This is a genomic window from Streptococcus sp. cx1 (genome assembly GCF_052384325.1).
GTDB lineage: Bacteria > Bacillota > Bacilli > Lactobacillales > Streptococcaceae > Streptococcus > Streptococcus salivarius_G.
Genome location: NZ_JBQSUN010000002.1, coordinates 25325 through 48277, shown reverse-complemented (window position 1 = coordinate 48277; position 22953 = coordinate 25325). Strand labels below are relative to the sequence as shown.

Here is a 22953-nt window from a genome sequence, read left to right as displayed (position 1 = left end):
AATCACATGAAAATTATTAATATTGGAGTTTTAGCTCATGTTGATGCGGGAAAAACTACCTTAACAGAAAGCTTATTATATAACAGTGGAGCGATTACAGAATTAGGAAGCGTGGACAGAGGTACAACGAAAACGGATAATACGCTTTTAGAACGTCAGAGAGGAATTACAATTCAGACGGCGATAACCTCTTTTCAGTGGAAAAATACTAAGATAAACATCATAGACACGCCAGGACATATGGATTTTTTAGCAGAAGTATATCGTTCATTATCAGTATTAGATGGGGCAATTCTACTGATTTCTGCAAAAGATGGCGTACAAGCACAAACTCGTATATTGTTTCATGCACTTAGGAAAATAGGTATTCCCACAATCTTTTTTATCAATAAGATTGACCAAAATGGAATTGATTTATCAACGGTTTATCAGGATATTAAAGAGAAACTTTCTGCGGAAATTGTAATCAAACAGAAGGTAGAACTGCATCCTAATATGCGTGTAATGAACTTTACCGAATCTGAACAATGGGATATGGTAATAGAAGGAAATGATTACCTTTTGGAGAAATATACGTCTGGGAAATTATTGGAAGCATTAGAACTCGAACAAGAGGAAAGCATAAGATTTCATAATTGTTCCCTGTTCCCTGTTTATCACGGAAGTGCAAAAAACAATATAGGGATTGATAACCTTATAGAAGTGATTACGAATAAATTTTATTCATCAACACATCGAGGTCAGTCTGAACTTTGCGGAAAAGTTTTCAAAATTGAGTATTCGGAAAAAAGACAGCGTCTTGCATATATACGTCTTTATAGTGGCGTACTGCATTTGCGAGATTCGGTTAGAATATCGGAAAAGGAAAAAATAAAAATTACAGAAATGTATACTTCAATAAATGGTGAATTATGTAAAATCGATAAGGCTTATTCCGGGGAAATTGTTATTTTGCAGAATGAGTTTTTGAAGTTAAATAGTGTTCTTGGAGATACAAAGCTATTGCCACAGAGAGAGAGAATTGAAAATCCCCTCCCTCTGCTGCAAACGACTGTTGAACCGAGCAAACCTCAACAAAGGGAAATGTTACTTGATGCACTTTTAGAAATCTCCGACAGTGACCCGCTTCTGCGATATTATGTGGATTCTGCGACACATGAAATCATACTTTCTTTCTTAGGGAAAGTACAAATGGAAGTGATTAGTGCACTGTTGCAAGAAAAGTATCATGTGGAGATAGAACTAAAAGAGCCTACAGTCATTTATATGGAGAGACCGTTAAAAAATGCAGAATATACCATTCACATCGAAGTGCCGCCAAATCCTTTCTGGGCTTCCATTGGTTTATCTGTATCACCGCTTCCGTTGGGAAGTGGAATGCAGTATGAGAGCTCGGTTTCTCTTGGATACTTAAATCAATCATTTCAAAATGCAGTTATGGAAGGGATACGCTATGGTTGCGAACAAGGATTATATGGTTGGAATGTGACGGATTGTAAAATCTGTTTTAAGTACGGTTTATACTATAGCCCTGTTAGTACCCCAGCAGATTTTCGGATGCTTGCTCCTATTGTATTGGAACAAGTCTTAAAAAAAGCTGGAACAGAATTGTTAGAGCCATATCTTAGTTTTAAAATTTATGCGCCACAGGAATATCTTTCACGAGCATACAACGATGCTCCTAAATATTGTGCGAACATCGTAGACACTCAATTGAAAAATAATGAGGTCATTCTTAGTGGAGAAATCCCTGCTCGGTGTATTCAAGAATATCGTAGTGATTTAACTTTCTTTACAAATGGACGTAGTGTTTGTTTAACAGAGTTAAAAGGGTACCATGTTACTACCGGTGAACCTGTTTGCCAGCCCCGTCGTCCAAATAGTCGGATAGATAAAGTACGATATATGTTCAATAAAATAACTTAGTGTATTTTATGTTGTTATATAAATATGGTTTCTTGTTAAATAAGATGAAATATTTTTTAATAAAGATTTGAATTAAAGTGTAAAGGAGGAGATAGTTATTATAAACTACAAGTGGATATTGTGTCCTGTATGTGGAAATAAAACACGATTAAAGATAAGGGAAGATACTGAATTAAAAAAATTCCCCCTCTATTGTCCGAAATGCAGACAAGAAAATTTAATTGAAATAAAGCAGTTCAAAGTAACTGTGATTACAGAGCCAGACGCAAAGACGCAGAGCCGATAAAATGAGATTAATACAATCTCATTTTATCGGCTCTTTCCGTTATGTATGGATTCTTTTAATTAGTCTTCGATGTTTCTTGCTTCGTTGATACCGCTGGCTAAAGATTCCATTAAGGATAGTTCTTTGTCTGTAAAGCTATCCATGTATTTCTCTATCTGTAATCGTCGGGTGCTTTTTACCAAGTTATTAGCAGGTAGGGGTCCCGAGCGCCTACGAGGAATTTGTATCGATAAGAAATAGATTTAAAAATTTCGCTGTTATTTTGTACATTTAACTTGACGGTGACATCTCTCTATTGTGAGTTATTAGTGGTACAGTTTTCAACCGTTTTAATTATAAAAAAGTGGTGCATTTTTAAATTGGCACAAACAGGTAACGGTTATTGCAGGTGTATTTCTTATCTATGGGTTTAACATGGATTTTATCATTAAAATCATGAGTATTGTCCGAGAGTGATTGGTCTTGCGTATGGTTAACCCTAAAGTTATGGAAATAAGACTTAGAAGCAAACTTAAGAGTGTGTTGATTGTGCATTATCTTAAAATTTTGTATAATAGGAATTGAAGTTAAATTAGATGCTAAAAATTTGTAATTAAGAAGGAGGGATTCGTCATGTTGGTATTCCAAATGCGTAATGTAGATAAAACATCTACTGTTTTGAAACAGACTAAAAACAGTGATTACACAGATAAATAAATACGTTAGATTAATTCCTACCAGTGACTAATCTTATGACTTTTTAAACAGATAACTAAAATTACAAACAAATCGTTTAACTTCTGTATTTGTTTATAGATGTAATCACTTCAGGAGTGATTACATGAAAAAAAATATAAAATATTCTCAAAACTTTTTAACGAGTGAAAAAGTACTCAACCAAATAATAAAACAATTGAATTTAAAAGAAACCGATACCGTTTACGAAATTGGAACAGGTAAAGGGCATTTAACGACGAAACTGGCTAAAATAAGTAAACAGGTAACGTCTATTGAATTAGACAGTCATCTATTCAACTTATCGTCAGAAAAATTAAAACTGAACAGTCGTGTCACTTTAATTCATCAAGATATTCTACAGTTTCAATTCCCTAACAAACAGAGGTATAAAATTGTTGGGAATATTCCTTACCATTTAAGCACACAAATTATTAAAAAAGTGGTTTTTGAAAGCCATGCGTCTGACATCTATCTGATTGTTGAAGAAGGATTCTACAAGCGTACCTTGGATATTCACCGAACACTAGGGTTGCTCTTGCACACTCAAGTCTCGATTCAGCAATTGCTTAAGCTGCCAGCGGAATGCTTTCATCCTAAACCAAAAGTAAACAGTGTCTTAATAAAACTTACCCGCCATACCACAGATGTTCCAGATAAATATTGGAAGCTATATACGTACTTTGTTTCAAAATGGGTCAATCGAGAATATCGTCAACTGTTTACTAAAAATCAGTTTCATCAAGCAATGAAACACGCCAAAGTAAACAATTTAAGTACCGTTACTTATGAGCAAGTATTGTCTATTTTTAATAGTTATCTATTATTTAACGGGAGGAAATAATTCTATGAGTCGCTTTTGTAAATTTGGAAAGTTACACGTTACTAAAGGGAATGTAGATAAATTATTAGGTATACTACTGACAGCTTCCAAGGAGCTAAAGAGGTCCCTAGCGCCTACGGGGAATTTGTATCGATAAGGAATAGATTTAAAAATTTCGCTGTTATTTTGTACAATAAGGATAAATTTGAATGGTACCATAAACGACCGTTTATGGTACCTTTTCATTTTCCTGCTTTTTCTAAATGTTTTTTAAGTAAATCAAGTACCAAAATCCGTTCCTTTTTCATAGTTCCTATATAGTTATACTTAATGAGTTATGGTACATTTAAATTATAAAATTAAGGAGGTTTTTTTATGATTTTTGGCTATGCTCGAGTGAGTACGGATGATCAAAATCTTAGTTTACAAATTGATGCACTTACTCATTATGGAATTGATAAATTATTTCAAGAAAAAGTAACTGGTGCGAAAAAAGACCGACCGCAATTAGAAGAAATGATCAACCTACTACGTGAAGGAGATTCTGTTGTCATTTACAAGTTAGATCGAATTTCACGATCAACTAAACATTTGATTGAACTTTCTGAATTATTTGAAGAACTTAGTGTCAATTTTATATCTATTCAAGATAACGTAGATACTTCAACGTCTATGGGAAGATTCTTTTTCCGAGTTATGGCTAGTTTAGCAGAACTGGAACGGGATATTATTATTGAACGAACTAACTCTGGTCTTAAGGCAGCCAGAGTCCGAGGAAAAAAAGGGGGCCGTCCAAGTAAAGGTAAGCTATCAATTGATTTAGCTTTAAAAATGTATGACAGCAAAGAGTATTCTATTCGTCAAATTCTTGATGCCTCTAAATTAAGCAAAACAACCTTTTACCGTTACCTCAATAAAAGGAATGCTTAAGATATGGCTATGAAAAGAATTTTAACTACTTCACAGCGTGAACAACTTCTTTCTGTAGACCACTTATCAGAAGAGGATTTTAAAGCGTATTTTAGTTTTTCTGATTATGATCTGGAGGTTATTAATCAACACCGTGGAAAGGTCAATAAACTAGGATTTGCGATACAACTTTGTTTGGCCCGGTATCCTGGGTGTTCTTTAAGTAATTGGCCGATTAAATCAACCAGACTAACTTCTTATGTGAGTCGACAGCTCCATCTTGATGCAATTGATTTAAATTCATATGATCATAGAAATACACGTGCAAATCACTTCAACGAGATCTTAGAAGTATTCAACTATCATCGATTCGGTAGTGCTAATACACAAAAACAGTTAATAGAATATTTAATTGAACTAGCTTTAGAAAATGATGACTCTATCTATCTAATGAAAAAAACAATTGATTTCTTAACTCGAAAAAGAATTATTTTTCCATCTATAGCTACACTTGAAGACATTATAAGCCGCTGTCGAGATAAAGCAGAAAACAACTTATTTTCAATATTACTCTGTTCATTAACAGATATACAAATTGAAAAACTAGAGAGTTTGTTTCAAATTTATGAAGAGACGAAAATAACTAAACTCGCTTGGCTAAAAGACATTCCAGGTAAGGCAAATCCAGAAAGCTTTATGAGTATTTGTAAAAAAGTGGAAGTGATTGCTTCCATGGGACTCGGGACAATTAATGTCTCCCATATTAATCGGAACAGGTTTCTTCAGCTAGCTAGACTAGGGGAAAATTATGATGCATATGACTTCTCCCGTTTTGAGCTTGAAAAAAGATACTCTTTACTTATTGCTTTTTTAGTCAATCATCATCAATATCTGATCGATCAACTGATTGAGATTAATGACCGCATTTTAGCAAGTATTAAACGCAAAGGGACACGTGATTCACAAGAACAGTTAAAAGAAAAAGGAAAATTGGCTACTAAAAAATTGGAACATTATGCTTCTTTAATTGATGCTCTTCACTTTGCAAAAGATAATGATAGTAATCCTTTTGACGAAATTGAACGAATCATGCCTTGGGAAGATTTAGTACAAGATGGAGAAGAAGCTAAAAAAATTACAGGTAATAAAAATCATGGCTATTTAGAAATGGTTCGAAATAAAGCTAATTACCTCCGAAGATACACGCCAATGTTATTGAGGACCCTTTCGTTCAAAGCAACTCCGGCAGCAAATCCAGTCCTCATGGCCCTAACTCAACTAACTGATTTACACAATAGTGGTAAAAGAAAAATACCGGCAGATACTTCTACTGATTTTGTGAGTAAAAAATGGAAAAGCCTTGTTCGGCCAGAAGAGGGGAAAATAGATCGGTCTTACTATGAGTTAGTAGCTTTCACCGAGCTAAAGAACAATATTCGATCAGGAGATATTTCAGTTGAAGGAAGTATGATCCATCGAAATATTGATGATTACTTAGTTGATTTATCTGCTTGTATTGATTCAGAAACTATTCCAGACACGTTTGAGGACTATTTAAAGGATCGGGAAATAATTTTAGATTTACAGCTTCAATTTTATTCGACAGTTGATAAGAGAATTTCAAGAGCAAACCTTAAAAAGTTGGAAAAAGTTACACCTAGCGAAGCAGAAATATATAGAAAAAAACTTTATTCAATAATTCCTAAGATAAGGCTTAGTGATCTTTTAATTGAGGTGGACAGTTGGACCAACTTTTCACAAGAATTTAGTCATGATTCTACAGGGAAACCGCCGAGTGAACAAGAAAGAAAAATTATTTTTGCTGCTTTGCTGGGTTTAGGGATGAATATTGGTCTTGAAAAAATGGCCCAATCAACTCCTGGAATTTCTTATTCTCAGTTAGCCAATGCCAAACAATGGCGCTTTTATAAAGAAGCTCTGACTCGTGCTCAATCTGTTTTGGTTAATTATCAGTTAAAGCTTCCTGTTGCAGACTTTTGGGGTGAAGGAAAAACCACTGCTTCAGACGGAATGCGCGTCCCAGTGGGCGTCTCAGCTCTAAAATCCGATGTTAATCCACATTACAAAAGTATGGAAAAAGGAGCTACAATGATTCGATCAATAAATGATAGGCATACGACTCATCATATCGAGGTTGCTTCAACTAATACAAGGGAAGCTACTCATACCCTTGATGGCCTACTTTATCATGAAACAGATCTAGATATTGAGGAACATTTTACTGATACAAATGGGTATTCTGATCAGGTGTTTGGAATGACCGCATTACTAGGCTTTGATTTTGAACCTCGCATCAGAAATATAAAAAAATCACAATTATTTTCTATCAAATCACCTTCCTACTACCCTAACTTATCAGAAGATATAAGCGGAAAAATCAATGTAAAAATTATTGAAGAAAACTATGATGAAATTAAACGAATCGCCTATTCGATTCAAACAGGAAAAGTATCTAGTTCTTTACTATTAGGAAAGCTAGGCTCATACGCACGTAAGAATAGAGTAGCTCTTGCACTGAGAGAACTAGGTCGCATTGAAAAGAGCATTTTTATGATAGATTATATTACAGATAGTGAGCTACGGCGAAGGATCACTCATGGACTAAATAAGACAGAAGCGATTAATGCTTTAGCTAGAGAACTATTTTTTGGGCGACGCGGAAAATTTATGGAGCGCGATATTCGCCGACAACTTCAAAGTGCTAGTGCGCTTAATGTGTTAATAAATGCAATAAGTATATGGAACGCCGTCTACTTACAAGCAGCTTATAATTATCTCGTCAAAATAGATCCCGAAGTAACTAAGTATATGAAGCATGTATCTCCTATTAATTGGGAGCATATCACTTTTCTTGGAGAGTATAAATTTGACTTGTTATCTATTCCTAAACACTTAAGAGAATTGAATATAAAAAATAAATAGGCCTTGAAACATTGGTTTAGTGGGAATTTGTACCCCTTATCGATACAAATTCCCACTAAGCGCTCGGGACCCCAGGTAAGAAAAATTCATCAACGGAAACATGAAGTAACGATACAAGGTCATAAAGAACTTGTATGCTGGGGTGTTGCCCTTTATTTTCAATATTAGTTAAGTACCGTGGGTCAATTTCAATCAATGCTCCCACTTGTTCACGAGTTAAACCTCGTTTCAATCGAGCTTCTTTAATGGCTAAACCAAAGGCTCTAAAATCATATTTATCTTCTTTTTTACGCATAGTAGACCACCTCTATACATTTTATTGTTCCTACTGAATTAAAAACAGGTATAGAAAAACGTGTTATATGGTTTATAGGTTTATATTTAATAAAAAGCACTACTAAACGCCAATAAAAAAAACCGTTATATGGTAGTGCTATTTACGCTGTTAAAATATTGTATATTACTTCCAAATGGCGGTTTGTTGGAGGTCAACGTCGCCATGAAGTACATCATATACAATAAATTTCCTTACATTGGGTTCTTGTCAAAAAAAGTCGTCTATCTGCAATAGATAAGTACGTCCACCAATGTGGTTTTATAAATCATATAGATAGAATAACAGAAGCATGTAAACAGAGAAATAAATCTGTTTATATGCTTTTTTGGCTATTCAGAACTTTTTTACAAAGTTTATTTATCAGTAATGCAACAAATCCCCCTTTCACATTGGGACTAAGAGTGAAAGGAGATAAACGAGCAAGGCTCACTTCCTTTCCTAGACAGAAAGGGGGTGAGAAACATGAAACCATCTTCTTTTCAGACCACAATAGAAAATCAGTTTGACTATATCTGTAAACGTGCTATGGAAGACGAGCGAAAGAATTATATGCTTTATCTTTCAAGGATTGCAAAGCGTGAGGTGTCCTTTTCGGATGTTGGCGATTATCTTGTTAGCCAGTTTGCGACAACAGATAACTATTCAACTGACTTTCAGATTTTTACACTCAATGGGTTATCAGTAGGCGTTGAAAATGATTTGTTGAGTGAAGCATTACGTGAGTTGCCAGACAAGAAACGTGAAATTCTACTGCTGTTTTACTTTATGGACATGAGCGATTCAGAAATTGCAGACCTGTTGAAATTGAACCGTTCTACTGTCTATCGGCATAGAACCAGTGGACTAGCCTTAATTAAAAAGTTTATGGAGGAATTTGAAGAATGAAAACACAATATCCTATGATTCCCTTTCCTCTCATTGTAAAGGCAACAGATGGCGATACCGAAGCGATTAACCAGATTCTACATCATTACAGAGGGTACATAACGAAGCGTTCCCTACGACTTATGAAAGATGAATATGGCAATCAAAGTATGGTCGTTGATGAAGTCTTACGTGGAAGAATGGAAACCAGACTGATTACAAAGATTTTGTCATTTGAAATTAAGTAATATCCTCTCTCCTTTCGTGGAAGCGTGCTAAACCATTCCACGCTTCCCGAACAGGGAGGTTTGTTATTCCACCAAAGCATATTGAGCTTTCAATGTGTTTTGATAGGCTAACGAGCCATTGTTCTTTGAAAACTGAATAAAAGTAATCGAATACGTTTCGATAAGAAAAGAGCCAACGGAACTAACCGCCATGACCTATCTTATAAAGATAGCGAGCGATTCATGTTAGTGATCCGAGAAGCAATCTTTAGCAGGATTGCCTGCAACGACATTCTTATCGTGATAATGATACTCCCATACAGTCAATAGTCCGAGCGTGATAAAACCGTCGCAGGCAATGAGTATGGCTACATGAGAACCATGCAGGGGTGGAACTCCCGTGAGCTTTGCTAAAGCTGTTCGATTGCTGGTAAAACAACTTTTATGAAATCCGAATAAGTGATTTGGAAAGGAGGATTTTATGAAGCAGACTGACATTCCTATTTGGGAACGTTATACCCTAACCATTGAAGAAGCGTCAAAATATTTTCGTATTGGCGAAAACAAGCTACGACGCTTGGCAGAGGAAAATAAAAATGCAAATTGGCTGATTATGAATGGCAATCGTATTCAGATTAAACGAAAACAATTTGAAAAAATTATAGATACATTGGACGCAATCTAGCGTCGCCAAAGGGTCTTGTATATGATAAAATAGTATTAAGTCGTATCAAGGCTCTTTCCATAAAGGAAAGGAGCAAATGCCATGTCAGAAAAAAGACGTGACAATAAAGGTCGAATCTTAAAGACTGGAGAGAGCCAACGAAAAGACGGAAGATACTTATACAAATATATAGATTCATTTGGAGAACCGCAATTTGTTTACTCGTGGAAACTTGTGGCTACAGACCGAGTACCAGCAGGAAAGCGTGATTGTATCTCACTTAGAGAGAAAATCGCAGAGTTACAGAAAGACATTCATGATGGTATTGATGTTGTAGGAAAGAAAATGACACTCTGCCAGCTTTACGCAAAACAGAACGCTCAAAGACCAAAGGTTAGAAAAAACACTGAAACTGGACGCAAATATCTTATGGATATTTTGAAGAAAGACAAGTTAGGTGTAAGAAGTATTGACAGTATTAAGCCATCAGACGCTAAAGAATGGGCTATTAGAATGAGTGAAAATGGTTATGCTTATCAAACCATCAATAACTACAAACGTTCTTTAAAGGCTTCATTCTATATTGCTATACAAGATGATTGTGTTCGGAAGAATCCATTTGACTTTCAACTGAAAGCAGTTCTTGATGATGATACTGTCCCTAAGACCGTACTAACAGAAGAACAGGAAGAAAAACTGTTAGCCTTTGCAAAAGCTGATAAAACCTACAGCAAAAATTATGATGAAATTCTGATACTCTTAAAAACAGGTCTTCGTATTTCAGAGTTTGGTGGTTTGACACTTCCAGATTTAGATTTTGAGAATCGTCTTGTCAATATAGACCATCAGCTATTGAGAGATACTGAAATTGGGTACTACATTGAAACACCAAAGACCAAAAGTGGCGAACGTCAAGTTCCTATGGTTGAAGAAGCCTATCAAGCATTTAAGCGAGTGTTAGCGAATCGAAAGAATGATAAGCGTGTTGAGATTGATGGATATAGTGATTTCCTCTTTCTTAATAGAAAGAACTATCCAAAAGTGGCAAGTGATTACAACGGCATGATGAAAGGTCTTGTTAAGAAATACAATAAGTATAACGAGGATAAATTGCCACACATCACTCCACATAGTTTGCGACATACATTCTGTACCAACTATGCAAATGCAGGAATGAATCCAAAGGCATTACAGTACATTATGGGACATGCTAATATAGCCATGACGCTGAACTATTACGCACATGCAACATTCGATTCTGCAATGGCAGAAATGAAACGCTTGAATAAAGAGAAGCAACAGGAGCGTCTTGTTGCTTAGTAGTACAAATGAATTTACTACTTATTTACCACTTCTGACAGCTAAGACATGAGGAAATATGCAAAGAAACGTGAAGTATCTTCCTACAGTAAAAATACTCGAAAGCACATAGAATAAGGCTTTACGAGCATTTAAGAAAATATAAAAAGATAATTAGAAATTTATACTTTGTTTAAAATAAAAAACCTTCATTTCTAAGATAAAATAAAGGCTTTGTGGGAGGTATTAGCGAATGACTGTGAAAGCATGTGTGGCTAATGGGTTAGGAGGTTGCGCTGCTTTCCATGTTTGGTAGTCCGAAAAACTCTTGATTGGTGTTTTTACTCACTTTCTATTTACTACCACCTACTAGTGAAAAATGCACCTATGGTTTTAATAATTGCATAGAGGAATGCTTTTTTCGTGTTCTGGAATCTGTTTTATAAATGTAATAATTCGAAATTAAAAGAAATAATATGACAATGATAATCCAAGCCAAGATAAGCATGATTTTCCTCCTCTAAAAAGCCAGTTACACCTTGAGTTTAACGAAGATAGTTCCCCATAACTACCCCTAACTCTATTTTCTACATACAAATATAATACCCTTTATAACACGTCTATGGCTCCTTCTTTTGAATATGAGAGGGATAAAATTATTAGGATTTAATCGTGAAAAATCACCTAAACAAAAAGCAAAACGTTATCTTCACTAAAAAACCAGCAAACGCTGGCTTTTTCGTCTATTTAATCATCTAGAGTTCTGATAGGAAAATAATAATAGTAATTTATATAGGAAAAGGAAAAATTCGCTCTAGATTTTTAAAGTACATCTTAATTAGCGACGCTGTCTCAATTCACCAGTTTTGGCATCGCAGAAAAGGCGTTTACCACCAACATAGACATAACGTCCTTTCACTTGACGACCTGAACCGTCGAAGTAAAGTTGTTTGCCATTGATGACCTGTTTCCCAGTCACTGCTTGACCTGCTGCGTTAAAGTAATACCAGCAACCACGGCCAGCTTCGACAAAGCGGTTCACCACTTGCTCACCAGTGTGGGCATCAAAGTAGCATTTCTTACCTTGGACAGTGAGCAATTTACCTTTGACTTGAGCACCGTTGCTACCAAAGTAGTAAACTTTATTGTTAATGTTTTGAAGACCTGTTACTTTGTGACCATCTTGGTTAAGGTAAGCCCATTGGTTAGCCGCGATTTGAATGAATTGGTTGATGACTGCTTGGCCAGTAACGGCATCATAATAGCGTCCTTCAGCCCAGCCACCTTTTAATTGGCTATGGTCTTTATTGAAGTAATAGAGTTTACCATCAATCACTTTTGCACCTTGAACGAGGCAACCAAAAGCATCCGCATAATACCAGTTGTTATTTTCAAAGATAAAGCGTGAAACAGCCATTTCACCTGTTTGAGCTGAAATGTAGTATTGCTTGTTGCCTTGTTGCATCATCTGACCTTTGATTTGACGGCCTTCTGAGTCAAAGCAGTATTCTTTACCATTGATGATACGTTTTCCTGTCACAGCGTAACCATGTTCATCTAGGTAGTACCAAGCTTGGTTTTCTTTATTTTGAACAAAGGTATTTACAGCCATATTACCAGTATCAGGGATGAAGTAACGGATACGGCCATCTGAGAAGCGAATAAACTTGTCTTTAGCTTGGATACCTGTTTGTGTATCAAAGTAGAAGGTTGTGCCACCCATTTCAATGAGACCAGTAGCCATGTGACCATAACAGTCGAAATAGCGGACATCCTTACGATAACCTGCAAAATCGTAGAAACCGTTGATAGCTTTCACACCATTCTTATCGTAGTAATAAGTGTAGCCATCGCTACCTTTAACAAGTGAGTCACGAGCTTGGAGACCATTTTCAAGGAAGTAATAAGCCTTTCCATCGATAACCTTTTCGCCTTTGACCTTTTGACCATATTGATCGTAATAATACCATTGATTTTCGCCTACACGTACAAATGATGACTTGGCATTGTTCGAATCAACACTTGGTTTAGTCTCGCCTGAGATGATTTGGTAACCTGAGTTATTTTGTTGATTTCCTTGCGAAATGATAGTGACATTAGCATTTGAACCGCTTGATTGACCTACTGTCACATTCGGAAAGAGTTTATTTGAATTCGAAACGATAGTCACATTTGGCGTCGTTCCTGAAGCCGTGATGGTAATTGTCGTGTTTCGACCACCATTCCAATGAATGCCGTTTGAGTCAGACGAACTTGTCGTAATTGTCGCAAAACCGCTAGCTGACGATGATGAAGACCATGAAGATGACGACGAGTAAGAATACCAAGCTGAACTTGATGAGCTTGACGAACTTGACGCACTAGCACTTACTGATGCTGAGCTGCTACTTGATTGGTAAGCAGAACCCGTTTGTGATGAATTAGAGTTTTGTGTTCCTACGACTTGAGAAGATTGTGACGAACTCACTTGACCAGCTCCACCACCTACCACATTCTGTGATGAGCCTCCTGTTGAGGCAGATGATGAAGACTCGTAGCTTGAGCTTGTTTGACTGCCATAGTTAGATGACACTGCTGACAAATGGCCAGCATCTTCTGTCAAGGTTGGCGAATAGCTTTCATTAATCAATGAAGCACTTGATTCAATGCCTGCATCTGTTTGTTCAAAACCGTCACCATTAGGAAGTGACACTTCGTCTGCTTGTGCCGATTGGTCCGCTAAAAGTGCTCCACCCGCAAGTGCAACCATCGACAGCGTACTAACTCCGATAGTCACCCAGTTTTTCTTGACCTTGTGCAACTTAAATCCAACTTTCTTTTCCATAACATACACCTTTCAATATAACTTTATTTCTCTATACTATGTTAAGGGATTTTGGAAGCGAATACAATTACAGATGCATAACCCTAGTCTCATAAGACTAACCTTCTACCCATAATCCATTTGAAGAAACAAGTCTAAGATATATACCTATAGCCTTTATATGTTAGAAAACGTTACCAAAAAAACGTTCGGATTTTCTTAAATTCACACAGAAATTTCGATGTTTAGCCGTTTTATCTCCCCCTTCATTAGAGGACTGAGTATAGTTTAAAGCGAAAGTAAGCAGTTTATTGACGATTCTATTAATCAAACTCATTGTTTGCTTACAATCCACTAGACATTTCGAGGGAAATGATAAAAGAAAAGTACTTGAAAGAAAATACTTCAAGTACTTAAAAGTTTTGAAATTATGTGGAAAACTACTGATTTTCAATCTATAAGCTTCTGGGATAGTCTCAAAAATACATTTTTTCTACCTACTTATCGTTTTCTGACCCAAGCTCCAGTATTGGCGTCATAGTAACGGCGTTGGCCTTTAACCCAGACGTAACGGCCTTTGACCTGACGGCCAGAAGCGTCAAAGTAGAGGTGTTGGCCGTTGATGACTTGTTCACCCGTTACGGCTTGGCCTGAGGCGTTAAAGTAATACCAAACGCCACGAGAAATTTGGATAAAGCGATTGGTCACAGCTTCACCACTATTGGCATCAAAGTAGTATTTCTTTCCTCTGTAAGTCAGAAGTTTCCCTTTAGCTTGGACCCCATTGCCTTCAAAGTAGTAAAGTTTACCATTGATATGTTGGAGACCAACTACTTTTTGACCGTTTTGGTTGAGGTAAGCCCATTGGTTGGCACCGACTTGAACAAAGCGGTTGGTTACGGCCTGACCTGAGTCACCATCATAGTAACGGCCGTTGGCCCAGGCGCCCTTGACTTGGCTATAATCATTGTTGAAATAGTAGTGATTACCATTAATGACTTGAGCACCTTTAACTAGCTTACCATTGCCATCGACATAGTACCACTTGTTGTTCTCAGTCACAAAGCGTGAACGGGCAATTTCACCGCTATCGCCATCAAGGAAGTAACGTTGGTTATTGATAGTGACAAAGTGTCCTTTAACCTGACGTCCTTCATTGTCAAAGTAATACTGCTTACCATTAATGGTATGAAGACCTGTTACGGCATAACCGTTGCTATCGAGGAAATACCAAGCCTTGTTTTCAGGATTTTGCGCAAAACGGTTGACTGCGAGATTTCCTGTATCTGGAATGAAGTAACGTGTGCGTCCGTCCGCAAAGCGGATGAACTTGTCTTTGGCTTGAATACCTGTCTTTTCATCGAAATAGAAGGTTGTGCCATACATGTCGTGGAGGCCACGATACATTTGACCGTTGCCATCAAAATAGCGAACATCTTGGCGAGGACCCGCAAAGTCATAGAATCCATTAAAGGCCTGAACCCCTTTAGGATCGTAGTAATATACGTGACCATCACTGCCTTGGCGAAGGACATGACGTAGCTGGAGACCATTGTCTAGGAAGAAGTATTTCTTGCCATCAATGACCTGTTCACCTGTGACCATGTTGCCGTTCTTATCAAAGTAATACCACTGGTTGGCACCGACTTGAATGAAGGTATTCTTGGCAAGGTAGCCACTCGTTGAGAAGTATTGGACCTTATCTCCCACCCTACGGAAACCAGTTGCTGTGATTTCAGTCATTTGTTTAGGAAGGAAGGTTTGACCTGCCTTAAGGCTGAAGTATTGGTTGGTAGCGTTATCTTGCAAGACATAGCGAGCTCCAGTACCTTGGATATTGCTTCCATTGAAATACTTGGCTGACCATTGCGTGATTTTCTCATTGGTAGTCAATTTACGGCCGTTTGAAATCTGCACGCGCTCAAAGATTGCTGGGTATTTTGCCTTCAATTCATCGAGGAAGGCACCACCGTACTTGCCTTGGAAGTCATTTCCAAAGGTACGTGTTTTAGCTGCGTAGAGGCTATTGTAGATTTCAGCATTTGGACGTGGTGTACCGTAGCTGTTAGTACGAGAAGCTGTTACCACTTCTTTTCCAGGAAGATTGTAAATTTGGTCTGGAACCCAATCAGCAATGGCTGAAATACCTTCAGCGTGAAGGGCACGAAGGGCATCCATGAGGTCTTTGAGCGAACCGTATTTGTTGTTCTTACTCATGGCAATATCGTAACGGTCTTCGAAGGCATAGCCATTTTCAATGATAGAATCCAAGAAAGTACCGTCCTGACTAGACACGTATTGTGGCGCAAATTCAAAGGAAGTAATTCCCCACTCTTTGAAGAGTTTGGCATTTTGAGCAATCACACGGTTGGTGTACTGACTTGGGGTCTTAACGAAATCTTGGAAGTTTGAGAAACCTTCACAGATGACTTGTGAGTCGAGAGCTGCTGATGATTCAAAGACCTGCTCACCCTTCTTAGTCGTCGAAGCCTTGGTGAGGGCATCTTGGTTTTCTGAAGCACCTACTGGCACCCAAACCGCTAAATAGCCTGAAACTTCAACGGTTGAATGACCAGTAATATCGTCTGCCGTGAAGGTCAAGTTCCCTTGATTGTCCGTATAGCGAACCAATCCAGCTGGCACATCAGAATCCTTGAGGTAGGTCGCAAGACCTGTCGATTTGCTGAGAAGTAATGGACGGTAAGCCTGATTTTTGTGGGCAGCTCCCATATTGACCACCAAATGATCATTTGCTCCCAACTTCATATCTGGACGGTTGGCTGTAAGGACGAGCATTCCTTGGTTGCGTGTTTCGGCAGTACCAAGCTGGTTGGCTTCTTCTGCTCCTTTACCATAACGCACAGATGACATGATTTCATAGCCATTAAGCTTAGTAACCTTCATGTCTTGACCACCTGCTACATATTTGATGCGAGCACGGAGCAGGGCATCGATGGCATTATAGTATGGTGATTTTTCAGCCATGTATTGGCCATCGTCGGTAAAGAGATCACCGTAGTAAACACGAGTGATACTATCCTTGTTGGTCAACATTGTGGCATAGGCAGCTGGGATATTGTACTGGGTGTACTTTTTATCAGCCTTGCGCATGTCCGCATTGTAGATTTCAAAAGCCTGTTTGAGCTCATCCATAGTGAAGGTGAAACCATCTGTTTTTGGATTAATCTGCTTGCTGATGATATTAGCCAAAACAGCTTGCACTTCACTATCATGGGCTCGCACGAAAATATAATTGGCATCACGTGGCGTGTGTTTCTGCTCACTTGAACGATTGTTAAGAGAGTTAGTAATCACGCGCTCCAAGCTGCCACGGTAATTTCTCTTACGCAAGAAAGTCGTCAAAAGCGTTTCACGTAGTGGATTGTCGATAGACAACTGAGCACCCTTGGTATCCTTGTTGTATTGATGATCGTTGTAAGACCAAGCTTCAAGGATTGACAAGTGGGCAATAGCGTTGGCTTCATTGTCTGCGACACGGTATTTTTCCTTGAAGTAGTCAGAAGCAATCTGCAAGAGGTCCGCATCCACATTGTCCACCGCATCGATACGAACACCGTCAAAGTTGGCACTTGGATCATTGCCAAGGATAGAACCAATATTCATGATGTAGTGGAGCCAGTTTAGTTGTTCAGCCTGAACAGCTGGGTTAGAGTTGTCGATATCGTTTGCCAAGAGCAACTCGTAACCACCATTTGAACGGTCAATATGGTATTTGCGTGTCCCCATTTGGTTAGTCGGTGTGCGGTTCATGAGGCGGAAGTCTGAATTGGCATGACTTGTCGCACTATTATTGAGGAAGGTCAGTGCTCCTCCTTGCAAGTGGTCTTTACCAACTAAGAGATTGTCCTCACTCTCAGAGTTCCAGCCAGGCTGTGTTTTGATGAAATCTGACATCAACTGGCGAAGCCAAGTGGTATTGCCCTCGCGACCAATACGTTCCTCAATTCCTCGTTGCACCGTTTCGGCAGCAGCTGCCAAGTCATAGCTCATCATGTCAGTCGTATAGGCCTTATCACTAAAGCCTTGTTGACTCATATAGTTGAGGTAGTTGACTTGTGTCACCTTGTCTGGCCACCAAGTCATCAAAAGGGGACGATAATCTTTCTCAGTTGAAGCTGTCCAATTCTTCCCATCCTTCAAAATCTGTTTTGGACGGTACCAGCTATCAGCCGTCAAGAAATTATCCAAGTTTTCAAAACTCTTACTTGACGTATCATAGGCCTGGTTATAAACCGCATAGATAGAGTTATTTGGAATGGCATCGGCACGATACAAAGGTTTACTTTGATCCACCATAGCCCCAGTCTCATCGAAATAATAAAGACGACCATCAAGTTCAATCGCTGTGTTCTTTTTCACAACGCCATTTTCAACATAATACTGCTTGCCATCGATAGTCTTCAAATTTGAAGCTACTGGTTTATAGTCAAGACTTGGCTGACTTGGTTGAACAGGTTTGTTTGGTTGAGACGGTTGACTTGGTTGAACAGGTTTGTTTGGTTGATTTGGCTGCGTTACAATAGTCACATTTGGTCTTGTGCCATTTGGACTTGTCACCGTCACGTTTGGCTTAGGCGTGTTTGGCCCTGTGATAATGGTTACATTTGGTGTCGTACCGCTGGCCGTAATCGTGATGTTAGTGTTACGGTTAGCATTGATACGAATAGTGCTATCAGCAGTGCGTGTGGCGATTGCTGGTGCAGCATTGGTCAAGACTCTAGGTCTTGCTTGTTCTGTCACATTAGGAGTAGACTGAGCACTTGTTTGCCCAGCTACTTGAGTCATAGCCTGACCTTGTGAGGTCTGTTCCGTAGTCTGTGTCTCTTGGGCACTGGCTTTAGTTTGCGAAGAAACTGCCACTCCCTGACTGGCAACTTGACTAGTTTGTGCTTGAGCAGTTGTTTCTTGGCTAACCGCACTTGTCACCACCTGAGAGTTTGTTTCGTGACTTACGCTGGCTGTTGCTACTGCTGACACACTTGCTTGAGCACTCGCTTGCTCAGTAACAGTTGTGGTCGTCACTAGACTGGCAGTGTCATCCTCACTTAGTTGCTGTAAGCCATCACCATTTGGCGTACTTGTCTCATCGGCCTCTACTTTTCCTTGAGCTAGGAGACTTCCACCTGCCAAGGCAACCATTGAGAGGGTCGTCACCCCGATAGTTACCCAGTTTTTCTTAACCTTGTGTAGTTTAAAACGTACCTTATTTTCCATCTATATCAATCATCCTTTTTCTGTTGTTGTCTCTACTCTATGATATATTCAGACAAATTACAAATAGGAAAAAGTCATCTTTTCTTCATAAATCTCTGCCACGCGCTCAGTTTTATTAACTTTGATTACTGAAAATGAGACCTTACACCATATGTAAGGTCCTAAATAGAGTTTTTTTGCTTCTCAAACTCCTTCAAGTGCTTATCTTCAAAGGCTTTTGAAGATTAAAGCAAGCTTCAATTAACCTTAAGAGATAGCAAAACTATGAGAGAAGTAGCCCCTAAAAAGACAATTCTGAAAAGAAAATTTTAGATAGAAAGACTCTATTTTTTCATCTGACTAAGATCGTGGTCTGTCTATGAGGAACAAAAATTAAAAATATAAATGATTTACACAGGTGAATTCTTATTTGACTAACGAAACTAAATATAGAATCTTTTATGTCAGTTCTTTAACATTTTTGATAATTCCGTTAGTTTCTGTTGTTTATTCTTAAAAAAGGATTATAATGAAGCTAGGTGAATATGTAAGCGTTTTAATTTTGCTTTAAAGGACACTTGGGGGATTATCTAAAAGATTGACATTAGTTACCTAATGCCTAAATAAGGATTATAGTAGGATAACCATTCCTGAGTCACTTTGAACCATCAAACTAGGGCTCATAAAAAGAATACAGCATCATTTCAAACTAGAGCTCTAGAGGGGACGCCTCATACTAGTAAGCTCTAGTTTTTTGTGTCTTAGAAGCCCAAAATAAACGAGATCTTCTATGCTTAGAAAGGAGGAAAATTCCGAACGGCTCTCGTTTTTCTAGAATCATTTCGTCAGGACTCATGTTTGCCTCGAACAGTCTCGTAATATAGAAATTGAGGAGGCTTGGAGAAATAAGGATTGTCACAAAAAGATTAACTTACATCGTTAGGGACTCCTCCCCAATGCTCACTTTTCATAAACTCTCATGACAGCCCTTATTTTGCAGTATGTAAAAAGTTTAAAATGAAAGGAGAATTACCATGGAAAAGAAAGTACATTTTAAACTTCACAAAGTTAAAAAACATTGGGTAACTATTGCAGTGACAGGACTTGCTTTGGGATTGAGTTTTGCAGGACTCAGCTACGCTTCAGCTGAAGAACAACCTACACCTGTTAATGAAGCAACTGTTGAAGCCATCATCAAAGAAGGCGCTATTGACGTTGAGGCTCCAGCAAGTAATGAAGCCACAACTAAACCTGTAGAAAACACAGCTGCTACCGCTTCGAGCGAGGTTGCCACTGTGTCAGAAACACCAGTGGTCACCTCTGAAGGGGCTTCAACAGAAACAGTCTCTGAAAAACCAAGCTCTGAAGTCACAAGCACAGCTAGTTCGGAAGCAGCTAATTCTGAAACTACACATTCTGAGGTAAGTGCAACGACTAGTGAGAGTGTTACAACTGAGAATTCGTCACCAACAACTAGTGATACTGATACCCCTAATTCTCAAGTTCCCTCTGCTGAAAATAATATCACTGGCGGTCACTACTACAGTGATAAACAGGGGAATTGGTACTATGAAGATGCTAATGGGAAAAAACTTACTGGAGACCAAACGATTGATAACGTAAGAGTCTCCTTCTGGGAGGACGGAAAACAAATTAAAGGACCACAAATCGTAAATTACAAACTATACCGTTATTTTGATGATAATACTGGTCAACTACAAACCAAACGTTATCTAGAATATAAGGGAAACTGGTACTATGTTGACAAGGATGGTATTCCTCTCAAGGGGGAACAAACCATTGATAGGCAAGAAGTTTATTTTGATTATGACGGAACTCAAGTCAAAGGAGACTTTAGTGAAAAGTATTCTGGTAATCTTGATAAGATGCACTATTATGACCCTAACACCGGAGCTAGAGTTAGAAAAGAAGGTCTCGTTCAAGATAAAGAAGGAAGAACCTTTTTTATCAATAATGACGGTTCTAAATATACAGGAACTCGTATGATTGATGGTAATCTTTATTATTTCGAAATCAACTCTGGTGTCATGCAAAAAGGAATCAGCATAGAGCTAGAAGATGGAAAGACTCTTCCAACTTCTAATAAATATGGAACGCCCACAAACATTACCCGTCGTTACTATTTTGACTCAGAAACCGGTCAGTTAGTCAAAAAACAAACAATTAAAGAACATGATAAATGGTACTACTACGGTGATGATGGAAATGCTATTCGTCCTAAAGATGGGGAAACCCTTATTAATGGACAAATCGTCTATCTCTACTCAAACGGCCGTCAAGCTAAAGGAGAACTTGTTCTTGATAATGGGGTCCTCCGTTACTATGATCCTGATTCTGGAGCTCGTGTTGTAAATACAAGCCTAACGATCAATGGGATGACTTATAACTTTGATGAAAATGGAATTGGTAAAGATGCTCCAAACCCTAACGGCTACTATAGCGATGAACAGGGTAACTGGTATTATAAGAATGCAAGCGGAGAAAACCTTATCGGTTCCCAAATCATTAAGGGACAAAGAGTATTCTTCCGGGATAATGGACAACAAGTCAAAGGGGCCTATTTAGATATATATAATGACCTTAAAGGTTACTACGATATCAATACAGGAAATCTCGTAACCAATCGTTACGTTGAAGTTAATGGTAATTGGTACTATGTTAATAAATACGGTAGCCCACTAAAAGGGGCCTACATTATTGATGGACAAGATGTTATGTTCGATCCCCATGATGGTAAACAGATTAAAGGAGGATTTGTAAGAGATCCGAAGTTTATCTCCAAATATTATTACATGCCTAAGTACTACTATGATAAAGACAATGGTTGCAAAGTAACCCATGCAGGCTTTGTTAATGAAAATGATTCAACCTACTACCTTGATGATAAAGGACAAATAGTTCTTGGGCTTCAGGAAATTAATGGCGATTTCTATTACTTCCGTCCAGAAAATACGTATAAACACTATGACATTGGAGAAATGTTACGAGATCGTTTTATCTATGAAAATAATAAGGTCTATTATGTTGATCATAGTGGTAAAATCTTGAAAAATCGCTTTTTCGAACGTAATGGAACTGGAACTTGGTATTATTTTACAAAAGATGGTACAGCTGCAACAGGAGAAGTTGAAATTAATGGTCAAAAACTATACTTTGATAATCCTTGGGGTTTTCAGACCAAAGGAAGGGTTGCTCAAAACGGTAAATTCTATGACAAAGATTCTGGTGAACTAGTGACCAATACTTTTAAAGAAGTATTGACTTCCGTTGGTAGTACCATAAATGGCGAAATTTTATATGCAAAGGACTGGTATTACCTTGATAGGGAAGGCCGACCACTAAAAGGACCTCAAACACTTGATTATGTCAAAATGTACTTCTTCCCTAATGGAGCACAGGTTAAGGGACGTTTTGCTCCTGATGGACACTACTATGATAAGGATACTGGTGCACTTGTAACAAACCGTTACGTCCATATCTATAACTGGAAATTTCAAGATAAATACGGTAATCCTGTCGATAACTTTTTTATCAAGTACCCACATAATTTTATTTTTGGTCTCAATGATAACACAATACCAGTAGACATTAGTCACTACCCACTTTCAAGCAAAGACTTCGATTGTGAGGACTATTTCTACTACGTTGATGTCAATGGTGATAAAGTTACCGGTGAGCAAACCATTGACAATGTCCCAGTCTACTTCCACAGTAACGGTAAACAAGCCAAGGGAGAGCTAGTCACCGTCGATGGTAAAATCCACTACTACGATGCTAACTCAGGTGCCCGTTTGTCAAATATTGACATTACTATCAAAGGGCAAACCTATCATTTTGATGCGGATGGAAACGGAACACTCATTAGTTAATGAAGTTATAAATACTCCTTCTCAATAACGACAGTTCAAAATGAAAGGAGAATT

13 protein-coding genes and 3 pseudogenes are annotated in these 22953 nt (G+C 38.1%); 12 read left to right on the top strand and 4 right to left on the bottom strand.

Going from position 1 to position 22953, the window contains the following annotated elements; genetic code table 11:
* The first annotated feature begins 6 nt into the window (after positions 1-6).
* Positions 7-1926, top strand: coding sequence for a tetracycline resistance ribosomal protection protein Tet(M) (gene tet(M), locus ACT170_RS03905; RefSeq protein ID WP_444818064.1), 1920 nt, complete (start codon positions 7-9; stop codon positions 1924-1926).
* Positions 1927-2026: 100 nt separating this feature from the next.
* A complete protein-coding gene (locus ACT170_RS03900; protein ID WP_011058338.1) occupies positions 2027-2212 on the top strand; it encodes a cysteine-rich KTR domain-containing protein in 186 nt (61 codons plus the stop codon).
* Between the two features lie 59 nt (positions 2213-2271).
* Here ACT170_RS03900 and ACT170_RS03895 read toward each other — a convergent pair.
* Positions 2272-2409: pseudogene (locus ACT170_RS03895) on the bottom strand (XRE family transcriptional regulator); the annotation flags it as partial.
* Between the two features lie 283 nt (positions 2410-2692).
* Between ACT170_RS03895 and ACT170_RS03890 the strand changes: the two are divergent.
* The 5 genes and pseudogenes from ACT170_RS03890 to ACT170_RS03870 form a co-directional block, all read left to right on the top strand.
* A pseudogene (locus ACT170_RS03890) lies at positions 2693-2776 on the top strand (MLS leader peptide); the annotation flags it as partial.
* Between the two features lie 48 nt (positions 2777-2824).
* Positions 2825-2908: a 23S rRNA methyltransferase attenuation leader peptide gene (locus tag ACT170_RS03885; RefSeq protein WP_001865637.1), complete on the top strand. Its 84-nt coding sequence runs from the start codon at positions 2825-2827 to the stop codon at positions 2906-2908.
* Positions 2909-3032: 124 nt separating this feature from the next.
* A complete protein-coding gene (erm(B), locus tag ACT170_RS03880; protein ID WP_444818063.1) occupies positions 3033-3770 on the top strand; it encodes a 23S rRNA (adenine(2058)-N(6))-methyltransferase Erm(B) in 738 nt (245 codons plus the stop codon).
* 354 nt (positions 3771-4124) lie between these two features.
* On the top strand, positions 4125-4679 hold the full coding sequence (locus tag ACT170_RS03875; protein ID WP_000576156.1) for a recombinase family protein: 555 nt from the start codon (positions 4125-4127) through the stop codon (positions 4677-4679).
* Between the two features lie 3 nt (positions 4680-4682).
* Positions 4683-7601 carry a Tn3 family transposase gene (locus ACT170_RS03870; RefSeq protein WP_001240982.1) on the top strand — a complete coding sequence of 973 codons (2919 nt, stop codon included), beginning with the start codon at positions 4683-4685 and terminating at the stop codon, positions 7599-7601.
* Between the two features lie 73 nt (positions 7602-7674).
* Here the strand turns inward: ACT170_RS03870 and ACT170_RS03865 are convergent.
* A pseudogene (locus ACT170_RS03865) lies at positions 7675-7896 on the bottom strand (helix-turn-helix domain-containing protein); the annotation flags it as partial.
* A gap of 504 nt (positions 7897-8400) precedes the next feature.
* On the opposite strand from ACT170_RS03865, the gene ACT170_RS03860 reads away from it, so the two are divergent.
* The 4 genes from ACT170_RS03860 (at position 8401) to ACT170_RS03845 (ending at position 11013) form a co-directional block, all read left to right on the top strand.
* The gene (locus ACT170_RS03860) at positions 8401-8823 is read left to right on the top strand and encodes a sigma-70 family RNA polymerase sigma factor (protein ID WP_000804885.1); all 423 of its coding nucleotides are present in this window, start codon (positions 8401-8403) and stop codon (positions 8821-8823) included.
* Positions 8820-9050, top strand: coding sequence for a helix-turn-helix domain-containing protein (locus tag ACT170_RS03855; protein WP_000857133.1), 231 nt, complete (start codon positions 8820-8822; stop codon positions 9048-9050). The genes ACT170_RS03860 and ACT170_RS03855 overlap by 4 nt, the downstream gene beginning before the upstream one ends.
* Before the next feature lie 460 nt (positions 9051-9510).
* Complete coding sequence (locus ACT170_RS03850) at positions 9511-9714, top strand: excisionase (protein ID WP_000814511.1); 204 nt, start codon at positions 9511-9513, stop codon at positions 9712-9714.
* A gap of 81 nt (positions 9715-9795) precedes the next feature.
* The gene (locus ACT170_RS03845) at positions 9796-11013 is read left to right on the top strand and encodes a tyrosine-type recombinase/integrase (protein WP_001291561.1); all 1218 of its coding nucleotides are present in this window, start codon (positions 9796-9798) and stop codon (positions 11011-11013) included.
* Between the two features lie 817 nt (positions 11014-11830).
* Here the strand turns inward: ACT170_RS03845 and ACT170_RS03840 are convergent.
* On the bottom strand, positions 11831-13816 hold the full coding sequence (locus ACT170_RS03840) for a KxYKxGKxW signal peptide domain-containing protein (protein WP_444818062.1): 1986 nt from the start codon (positions 13814-13816) through the stop codon (positions 11831-11833).
* 480 nt (positions 13817-14296) lie between these two features.
* Positions 14297-19030, bottom strand: coding sequence for a glycoside hydrolase family 70 protein (locus ACT170_RS03835; protein WP_444818061.1), 4734 nt, complete (start codon positions 19028-19030; stop codon positions 14297-14299).
* 1013 nt (positions 19031-20043) lie between these two features.
* On the opposite strand from ACT170_RS03835, the gene ACT170_RS03830 reads away from it, so the two are divergent.
* A complete protein-coding gene (locus tag ACT170_RS03830) occupies positions 20044-22899 on the top strand; it encodes a KxYKxGKxW signal peptide domain-containing protein (RefSeq protein ID WP_064525385.1) in 2856 nt (951 codons plus the stop codon).
* Positions 22900-22953: the final 54 nt, after the last annotated feature.